Origin of the sequence: Flavobacterium sp. ACAM 123 (assembly GCF_000264055.1) — a bacterium.
GTDB lineage: Bacteria > Bacteroidota > Bacteroidia > Flavobacteriales > Flavobacteriaceae > Flavobacterium.
Genome location: NZ_AJXL01000125.1, coordinates 1 through 9,177 on the forward strand (window position 1 = coordinate 1; position 9,177 = coordinate 9,177).

Genomic DNA, 9,177 nt, shown 5'->3' on the forward strand with positions numbered 1-9,177 from the left:
ATCAGAAACCTCTTTGGAATAGTCTTTTAAACGGGTTTTTGCACCTCTACCCTCTGTTATAGCAAGGGAATCAACTCCGATTTCCACCCAACTATCATACCAACGTTCAATCGTTCTGCGATTGACATTAAAAACAGAAGCAAGGTTGTTAATCTTGTGTCTTTGATGTGATAAAACAAGGCATTGGCTACGTTTTCTAACGGTATTATTAGGGCTGTTTTGATGAAGGTAGTTCAATAACTCAATCTCTTCTTTTTTAAGTGTTAAGTATCTCATATTTAGATAAAAATACGAAAATAATTACGAAAATACAATAAAAAATGACATTAATTTATTCCAATTATTTAGTATTTGAATTTTAGTCTGATATTGAAAAAACTTATAATCTCGAACAAGATCTAGGAAATATCATTAAAAATACAACGGATACCATTTATGATTATGCCAAATAGGCTAAAGGGTATGAAAAAGTGAATTAATCTGGCATTAAATTGATCTCTAGATAATCATAAAACAATTTGGAATTACTTTGATGCCAGAAGTAGTAAGACTTCTACGAACAAAAATAAAAGGTCTTACGTCGTAATTTATAGACGATAGAAATAGTTCTTTTTCGTCTTACTAGTGTTTACACTTAATTTTCGCTGCGGCAGTGGTTTTCGTTATGATCATAGTTTCCATAGCGAATGGAATGTTTTTTGGAAATAATTCCATTCGTCTAGCAATATTATGGGTCACATAAATTTTCTGGGGATTAACTAAAAAGTTTTTCCATTCTAAACAGAAAGAATTTCACATCTACGACACCTCTTTGATTAGCTCTAAAGAGTTTTACTTTTGAATTAAAAGATTCAGCGTTCGCATTTGTATGGCGTTTTACAAAGAAGTTTAAGATAGTTTCCAAATGATATTTCAAGCTGTTAGCTGCTGTATTAAAATCATTTAACTTTAGTGATTTTGTTTTCTCTATCCATGCTAAGATTTGTTCTTTGGCTATTTCTCTTGAGCTTTGTTCATTTATATTTCTAAACTCAAGGGTATGTTTGTACCCTTGATGTAAAGATGGATAGTTTCTGAATAATAATTCAGCTCTTATCTTTTGATTATCCGTCCATTGATTTTGCTTTTTAGCAATGATGTAGCGACTTCTAGCCAAAAGTTGTTTTGGAGTATCGTCATTTTCTAAAGTAATTGGAATGTATTTTATTCCTTGCTCTTTTGCTTGTTTGATGGCTTGATTTTCTTTTTCAATTGCTTCCCATCTTAATTTGATTCTTTGATGTTGTAATGCATCTAATACCAACTTCACAACGTGGAACCGATCAGTTACTAGGCTACTTTCAGGGAAACACATTCGTGAAGCCAATTGTATATTATTAGCCATATCGAGGGTAATTTCCTTGACTAATTTTCTTTTATCTAATGGGATTTTATTCAGTACATCAATAATATCTTGACTTTTAGTGCCTTTTATAACTGCAACTAACTTCTTTTTCTTTCCTTTTCCGCTTTTGTTGGTCACAAAGGTATAGAGTTCTCCTTTTGATAAACTTAACTCATCAATGCCTAAATTTTCTCCTATGTTCTGAGGATATATCAAATAGTTTTCAGCATGATTTAACTGCTCCCATTGTTTAAAACCACTGATGTTTTTCTTATAATGGCGCTGTAATAAATTAGCCTTAACACCATAATAACTAGCAATATTACTTATCGTATCTTCTCGGGTCTCGACCTGTACCTTTTAAAAAATCAGAAAGTTCAATGGTTAGTTTTGAACCTTCTGCTATAAATGAATAATCACTTTTCACTTCTATTGATTTATCTGCTTTACTGCGCCATCTTCGCCTTCTAATACCCAAATAAACAGCTTTTCCCCTTATTGGAAAATCCTGTATTAAGGTACGTTCATAAAATCCTTTTGACTCAAAATCCTTAAAATTAAAATCATCAGCAAGACTATTTTTCTCATCTAAATAGATATAAAAACAGTCTTTTTTTGTTTGTAAATCACCCAGCTCCTTAAAACCAACAATATCAAAATGAGATAAAAGACCCTCTGGTAGAAAGAAAATATACTAAAATCCATTTGCTTTTTTTAGGCAAATTTATAACTCCTTCCCAACTTTTTTATGTGAGCCAATATTATTTAGTCTTAGCACGTAAAGGACTTTGACCATTTGTCTAAAAAACAAAAACCCAAAACTTGCGTTTTGGGTTTTGCGGAGAAAGAGGGATTTGTCAACCTCTGTCAAGCCCTAATTTTATTGACTTAGCGTTTGTTTTTCAAAATGAGTGCACCGAATTGTGCACCTTTAAATTTCACTCAATTTAGTACTCGTATTGATGACTCAAATTTAATCAATTTTATTGGAATTTACACCATTGATAGGTTCAAAATATGGTATGGCTAAGTAGTATTTTACCGAATCATTATATGTTTAAGCTGTTCAATTTTTAAGCTTGTACAGTAACAAAAATTGATCTAGGTATTAAAGTTTTGTTCTGATTTTAGCATCCAATTTTTTAGAAATAGATTCCGTTTATCAACGATTAGTTGTTTATAAAATAAAAATCGTTTTCAATTGTATTGATTATATTTTCTGGGATATTTAATTCAGTGGCATATTTTTTCCAGAATACTGCTGTGTTCTGAACCTCATCAATAATCCCTTTAGGGTTTTTAACAGCAAATTCCTCTGCAATTGATAGGACATCATTCCAGTTTATATCCTGTCGTTTACCATTAATCGATAATGCTCTTGAAATACTTGTAAAAGTAAGCAATGGGTTTAAGGCATACGTTATATCATACGCAGGGGAAAGATTCCAGCTATTTTTGTCTTTATCGTAGATGAAGCTGTGGTTCTTTAAATGGTCGTCTACGTTTTTGAAGACTACATTAAATATCATTCTTCTAAAGAGTTGCTGGATGTCTTTGTGTGGAACATCTAAACTAATGGAAAGTTTAAACAGATTTTCATAGGATGAATTATCAGGTTTTTTAAAATCCCAGCCTGTAAGACCCGATGCGGTAAGTACGTGTTGCTTTTGTCCTTTTTGTCTGTCGTATCGTGAGGTGGCAAAATGGGTGTCATCGATTAATTTTGAAGGCATCATGTCAATACCAGCCTCCAGAGCCATTAAATAATAGACGTATTCTACCTTTTCTTTATTATAACCCTGTGGTTCTTCCAAATGAAGTTTCACAATGTAATGGTTATACTCTTCAGAGAATATTCGGTCTCCCGCGACGATGGCACCGGTTTCCTTGTTTTCTGAAACTACTATTTTAGGTCTGACACCTCCTGCGGAAGTACCAATTTTAAATATGTTTAAAAGCGATAAATCACTCAGATTGTTTGAAGTGGTTTCGTCTTTTAGATGTAAGACACGTTCAAGAACCTTCACCATTTCTTCAATATCAATTTTGGAGGTCATAGGCAGGTCTTTGACGGGACGGTATTCCAGCGCACCCATACCACGGTCGGCGACATAAGTTAATTGTTCTAAAGGTGTAATTTTAAATCCTTTTTCCTTAGCGTTGAACCATTCCTGGAAAATGATGTTCCCAAACATATCCGGCAGGGAATCGGCAATCATAGGAGGAAGACCTTTAAACGTTTCTCCTTCAAATTGGGTGAATACTTGTACTGGTGTTATTCTCTTAAACAGGAAAGGAAACATATTGGAATACTTGCCCGAATCTAAAAATTCAGGACTGTATTGGAAATAGCATTTACGTTGGTTGAAATCGTATCCTAATTTTCCTATCTCGGTATCGAAAGCGATGATTGATATGCTTTTATCTGCTGCCATAATTAGTACAATGAGATGTTATTATCGGTTTGATCTAGGGTATCGATAGCAAGGAAAATGGTTTGCAGGACATTAAAATGATTGGCTACTTTCAGTAGATTATCTAATGTGGCATTTTTGCCATTCTCAATATTCTGAATGGTGGTGCGGGAGATCTCAAGCTCTTTGGCAAGTTCATCTCGGGATAAACCGTATTCCTTCCTTTTGTTTTTACAAAACTGTCCGATTTTGAGTTTAACCGATTTTATTGTGATTGGATCTAGCATAAAATAACCATTATATTAATCAAAATTAGTTAAATATATCATATATAACTATTATAATGGTAAAATATTTTTAAAGGGTAGTGGGGAGTTTAACCTATAATATGTAATTCTACCTGCTCTTGTTTCAGGCTAGTGTATTGGCAGAACTCTTGCACGGATACAAACTCCGTAGGGAGCTTGTTAAGCTCCTTTCTGATGTTTTGCAACAGTCTAATGCTTTGGCGATAACTCTTTCCTGTAATACGTTGTATGTCTTTAGGGTAGATACACAATCTCGTGGTTGCTGCTTTCATACTCTATCTATAGCTTTGATTGGGCTTTGGCTTACTTTAAAATTCTATTATCCAAACTTCTAAGTAAAATTAAACAAAAAAGAGCTTGTTTACTTAGGCTGAAATAAACTGCTGTATCTTTCCTCTAATAGTAGTTTGTATTTTTCTTTGAATGCTTCAGACAGGAATGAATTGTCGATCCATTGTATTGCAATTGGTTTATTTTTTTGGAATCGTTTTACTATTCCTCTTAGTTGTTTTTCGTTAAGACCAAGGTTTGTTCCTAGTGTTTGGAAATGCTCCCATTTTAGTTTTTTCTTTTTTCCATCGAGAGTTAAGGCTAGTTCTTCGGTGTCTTCTGGGTTTACTATGGCCACGTTCAACAGATCATAGGCTGGAGCCAATGTCCAACTATCCCCTGTATTGATCATCGAGAAGTTCTTCAGGTGCATGTCGTTGTTTCCGGTCAGGTAGCTGAAAACTCCTAATTCCAAAAAGTATAGTTTGTCCAGTAAGGTGTTATCTGAAAATTCGTTGATGGCTTTGCCTATTTTTTCCATCGAGCTTTTGTATTTGTCAAAAGCTTCCGTGATTTGGAACATGTCGAGCATGTGGATTTTTTCTCCAGTAGCTGACCTATCAATGCGTTTGGTTATATAGGAAAGCTCTCCAGATTGTAGTCGGATCAAGCTTGATTTTACAGTGTTAATACCAAAAGCTTCTGCAATGCGCATCGTTACATGTTCATTTGCGGGCATTTCCGGGAATTGTTCGGATGGCGGTTTGAAAATATAATTACCGCCCAAAGCACCTACCACGGTAAGACGTCCTTTATTCCCGTCCTGAATCGTGTCATTTACTATTGATAGTGATAATTTGGGTTGTACCCCGGGTACTGCTACGCTTCGCTCCACCACATTTAGCGCTAAGGCGGTCATTTGTTTTAGGGTATGTTCAAATGCAGGTTGGTGTTTTGTTCCAAAAAACGCTAAGCTACATTGCTCGTGAAAATCACCTCCAATTGTATCATCTAATATCTGATAACAGTATATGCATTTCTTACTCATTTTCATTTGGTATTGGTTGAACACTAACGGCACCGATACAATTTTGGCAGCAGGCCAAGAGTAATCCCATACGGTCATTGGGATTGATTTTCCAGTTTTTGGATGCGATATCCAGGAGCCAGCCTTCAGGAATTAGTCCTTCAAAAAAGGGGAATAATCGTTTGTCGGTATATGTTTTAGGACTTACTGGCATCGTAAACGTAATGAACTGCTTGGGATGTTTCTTTATGTATTGTTCTTCATACTGAAAGATATAGTCTCCTTCATCTGTTTCGGTGAGTATTCCCGCTAAGACGTCTTTATAATATATTGCTGCCTTTCTCATTATTCTTTCTTTTCATTTTTGGATAGTTCTCGTGCGTTAACCGGTGCGAGGGTATGCCCGAACATTCGGAGCACTTGATTTACCTTCTCGAGATTTAGATTTTCTTTGCCTTGTTCTATTTTTCGAATAACGGTAAGTGCTACTCCAGCACGTTCTGCAAATGCTTCCTGGGTAAGGTTTACTTCATTTCTTTTTTCTTTTACAAAGTCTGCTAGTGTTATCATGATTATATGCATTTACATCGAATTAGAACAAATATATGAAATTATATGTAAAAGCATATAATTTACTTTATAAACTTTATTTATATGCTAATACATATAGTTTGTCCATTAATTTTCACGGAGTATTAGATGTCATTTATGTCGATTTATGCCATCTGTGTCTGATCGTGCCATCTGGTCGTCGAGGCCTTTTTAATGTGATTTAATTAGCTAAAATTTGTATTCAAATCAATTGAAAAGTGTTGCAACAGGATGACGATTGAATTCATTTTAAATTAAATTATAAACTTAAATTTTAGGAATTATGGCAAGACAGAAAGGCATAATTAAGTTGAAAGGTACTATTGGAGATATTACTTTTTACAAAACGCAAGACGGACATTTAGCACGTGAAAAAGGAGGCATCGATGCCAGCAGAATCAAAAATGATCCTGCGTTTCAAAGAACGCGTGAGAACGGTTCTGAATTTGGAAGAGCCGGCAAGGCTGGGAAAATTTTAAGAACGGCTCTGAGAGTCTTACTCCTAAATTCTGCCGACGGTAGAGTGGTGAGTCGATTGACTCAAGCGATGGTGAAAGTGATCCAAGCCGATACCATAAGCGAGCGTGGGTTACGAAATGTAATTGACGGTGAAGCGGAATTGCTTATTGGTTTTGAGTTCAACATCAGAGGGAAACTGGGGACCAGTTTGTTTGCTCCTTATGTAGGGATAATCGACAGAGTATCTGGAGATATCAGCGTTGATTTGGATTCGTTTATTCCCGCTAATATGATTGCAGCTCCAGGAGGAACGACCCATTTCAAAATTATTTCGGCTGGTTCTGAAATTGATTTTGAGGCAGAGACTTTCGTATCAACGAATTCTGAAACGGCCATTCTTCCTTGGGATATGACAGCAACAGCGGCGATTAGTCATGTAAACCCGGTCACCCCAAACAGCACAAAACCGTTGTTTTTGGCTTTAGGTGTTGAGTTTTACCAACAAGTAAATGGCCAGATGTATCCTTTGAAAAATGGATCCTACAACCCGTTAGCTTTGGTTAGCGTAAGCGGATTGTAAGATGTTTTTAGTATTAACCAGAATCTATTTTCCTGAAGGAACGCAAGGGATGCTAGAATGGAACGGCACACTAGTTTGTTATACCATCGAATTGCCTTGGTTGGGAAATCAAAGGCGTATCTCTTGTATTCCGGAAGGAGAATATGTTTTGCAGAAGCGGTTTAGCCCAAAATTTGAATGGCACTTGCATTTGAGAAATGTTCCGGGAAGAGATTTAATATTGATCCATCCCGCCAATGACGCCAAAAAAGAATTGTTGGGCTGTATTGCTCCTGTAACGCAACATAGCGGAGTAGGAAAGGGCTGTTCCTCCCGAAAAGCGTTGGAAAAGCTGAAATCTATGGTTTACGCAGCTTTAGAACGTGATGAAATAGTGAAAATAAGTGTTCAATCAGATTCCCAAAAAGGAATGATAAAGAAATAAATTATGAATGTAATAAAACGAGTGAAAGCTCCAACTCCTAAGTTTTTTAGGATTTTGAGAGCCATTGGATTGGCTTTGTTGGCCATAAGCGGAAGTGTGATTGCGGCGCCGGTTGTTTTGCCTGTTGCTGTGGTAAGTATTGCAGGATATATCGCTGTTGCTGGAGGGGTTATTTCTGCTGTCAGTCAGATTACAGTTGATGAAGCAGCCCTGTTGAAGGCAGAACAAGAAATAATTCCAAAATCTAGAAGCGATGGAGACTAATCTTACTTTAAAATCAGGCACCATTTTAGGAACTTTGTTGAGTATTGCACCCAATATCCTTTCTGAAGATATTCTAAAAACTATTATCTTAGCCGTTGTTGGAGCTATAGTTAGTTTTCTGGTTTCACTTCTTTTAAAGCGGTTGACCAAAAATAAAAAATAAATTCAGTTTTATTAGATTCTGAAACAAGTTCAGAATAAATTCAGTTTTTGTGTGGTAACCTTTACTGAATTTTATAAGAAAGCCTAAATCGCAAGATTAGGCTTTTTTTTGTTTACCGACAGTACCTAGACAAAATACATTTTTTTAGTTCATTAATCAGTTTTAGATTTTTCTCCAGATGTTCTTTTTGTAGTTCTAGCGCTTTGATTGCATCAATATCTTTCTGATGCTGCTCGAAGTCGTAAAGTAATTGATTTACTTTTTGGTCAAATTCGGATTTAAAATTTTGAATTCGGATAAATGGAATAACGGACCCAATAAGGTGCTGATGCCAAAATTTCATTTGCCATAGGCTGTATGCTAGCCAGTAAATCATTTCGGAGTCTTCGTCGGATGAAAAAATGATCACATAACTATTGGTAAAAGGCTCTTTTTGCGGCTTGCCGCTGTTCATTCCTTTGTTGAGAATAAAGATTTGGTTTCCCTTGTAAATGGTGTCTTTCTGATGGGTTTTGACGATAAAGTTTGGCGTAATTTCTGGTTTTAGATTATGTGCCTCGCTGCGCTCGGCACCCTAATATTTTAAAAGAAAAAGAAAAAAAGAAAGTCGTCTAAGAAGTGGAGGATTCAAAAGGAGTCAAGTTTTTTTGAAAAAATACTATTCGCCGCGGCGAATGGAGATATTTTCAAAAACCCGAAGGGCTTGAACTTTACTTTTTGAAACCGGAACTTACCTTTACTTTCTTTTTTTATTTTTTTCTTTGTATCACAAAACATTCTCGTTACTGTTCTTCTTTTGCGGTCGTTCTTGTGAAATCGGCAATTAAACACCCCCAAGCACCGCAAGGAGCATAAAAAAGTAGGTCTCGTCTTTTTAGTACGAGAAGGAACTTTTTTATTGCGGATGAGGAGCGCAGTGGCGGGGTTGCGGCAATCGAATAGCCACCCTAGACGCGGGAGTTAAGCGGAGGAGACCCTGATTTTCATCAGGGTAAACGGAGCGAAACGTAGCGGATAGGAGCGTGAAACGGCGGGGAAAAAATAAAACACTCCCGACTTTTTTTGGAGGGAAACCTTGATTTAGGGCAAAGTGAGGTTTTTCACCGAACGGAGCCAAGCCCGATGGCTGTGCGAAGGAGCAACCGCTGAAAAGATAAGGGGCGACAGACATAATACTGCTGACTGCAGAGTAGCGTAGCGGAACGGAATGAAGCTGTATTGTGGCTGTAATAGCCCCGACGAACGCAGGAAGTGACCGTGTGGAGATGAGGAACGGAACGGCGCAAAAAAAAA

General features: G+C 36.4%; 14 protein-coding genes. 4 read left to right on the top strand and 10 right to left on the bottom strand.

Features of this window, described 5'->3' with window-relative positions:
- From A3SG_RS0116060 to A3SG_RS0116090, 8 genes are all read right to left on the bottom strand, one after another.
- A partial coding sequence (locus A3SG_RS0116060; protein ID WP_016991027.1) for a helix-turn-helix domain-containing protein occupies positions 1-276 on the bottom strand: 276 nt, incomplete at its 3' end.
- A 478-nt stretch (positions 277-754) separates the two neighbouring features.
- A complete protein-coding gene (locus A3SG_RS0116065; protein ID WP_016991028.1) occupies positions 755-1,600 on the bottom strand; it encodes a transposase in 846 nt (281 codons plus the stop codon).
- Between the two features lie 953 nt (positions 1,601-2,553).
- Positions 2,554-3,819 carry a type II toxin-antitoxin system HipA family toxin gene (locus A3SG_RS0116070; RefSeq protein WP_016991029.1) on the bottom strand — a complete coding sequence of 422 codons (1,266 nt, stop codon included), beginning with the start codon at positions 3,817-3,819 and terminating at the stop codon, positions 2,554-2,556.
- A 2-nt stretch (positions 3,820-3,821) separates the two neighbouring features.
- Positions 3,822-4,085 carry a helix-turn-helix domain-containing protein gene (locus tag A3SG_RS0116075; RefSeq protein ID WP_016991030.1) on the bottom strand — a complete coding sequence of 88 codons (264 nt, stop codon included), beginning with the start codon at positions 4,083-4,085 and terminating at the stop codon, positions 3,822-3,824.
- Positions 4,086-4,174: 89 nt separating this feature from the next.
- Positions 4,175-4,378, bottom strand: a complete 204-nt coding sequence (locus tag A3SG_RS21365) for a hypothetical protein (protein WP_083832481.1) — start codon at positions 4,376-4,378, stop codon at positions 4,175-4,177.
- 89 nt (positions 4,379-4,467) lie between these two features.
- Entirely contained in the window at positions 4,468-5,424 is a 957-nt protein-coding gene (locus tag A3SG_RS0116080) for a HipA domain-containing protein (RefSeq protein ID WP_035664359.1), read from the bottom strand.
- Complete coding sequence (locus A3SG_RS0116085; protein WP_016991032.1) at positions 5,417-5,749, bottom strand: HipA N-terminal domain-containing protein; 333 nt, start codon at positions 5,747-5,749, stop codon at positions 5,417-5,419. The genes A3SG_RS0116080 and A3SG_RS0116085 overlap by 8 nt, the downstream gene beginning before the upstream one ends.
- On the bottom strand, positions 5,749-5,973 hold the full coding sequence (locus tag A3SG_RS0116090) for a helix-turn-helix domain-containing protein (protein ID WP_016991033.1): 225 nt from the start codon (positions 5,971-5,973) through the stop codon (positions 5,749-5,751). The genes A3SG_RS0116085 and A3SG_RS0116090 overlap by 1 nt, the downstream gene beginning before the upstream one ends.
- A gap of 304 nt (positions 5,974-6,277) precedes the next feature.
- On the opposite strand from A3SG_RS0116090, the gene A3SG_RS0116095 reads away from it, so the two are divergent.
- Genes A3SG_RS0116095 through A3SG_RS21935 form a run of 4 tightly spaced genes read left to right on the top strand, consistent with a single transcriptional unit; the run spans position 6,278 to position 7,884 of the window.
- Positions 6,278-7,033: a hypothetical protein gene (locus A3SG_RS0116095; protein ID WP_016991034.1), complete on the top strand. Its 756-nt coding sequence runs from the start codon at positions 6,278-6,280 to the stop codon at positions 7,031-7,033.
- A 1-nt stretch (position 7,034) separates the two neighbouring features.
- On the top strand, positions 7,035-7,457 hold the full coding sequence (locus A3SG_RS0116100; RefSeq protein WP_016991035.1) for a DUF5675 family protein: 423 nt from the start codon (positions 7,035-7,037) through the stop codon (positions 7,455-7,457).
- A 3-nt stretch (positions 7,458-7,460) separates the two neighbouring features.
- On the top strand, positions 7,461-7,721 hold the full coding sequence (locus tag A3SG_RS0116105; protein WP_016991036.1) for a hypothetical protein: 261 nt from the start codon (positions 7,461-7,463) through the stop codon (positions 7,719-7,721).
- Positions 7,711-7,884, top strand: coding sequence for a hypothetical protein (locus A3SG_RS21935; RefSeq protein ID WP_016991037.1), 174 nt, complete (start codon positions 7,711-7,713; stop codon positions 7,882-7,884). Before A3SG_RS0116105 ends, A3SG_RS21935 begins: the two co-directional genes overlap by 11 nt.
- Positions 7,885-7,996: 112 nt before the next feature.
- Here A3SG_RS21935 and A3SG_RS0116115 read toward each other — a convergent pair whose 3' ends face one another.
- On the bottom strand, positions 7,997-8,419 hold the full coding sequence (locus tag A3SG_RS0116115; RefSeq protein WP_029596864.1) for a DUF6943 family protein: 423 nt from the start codon (positions 8,417-8,419) through the stop codon (positions 7,997-7,999).
- 545 nt (positions 8,420-8,964) lie between these two features.
- Positions 8,965-9,177, bottom strand: a 213-nt coding sequence (locus A3SG_RS22500; RefSeq protein ID WP_232226406.1) for a hypothetical protein, incomplete at its 5' end; no start/stop codon positions are given.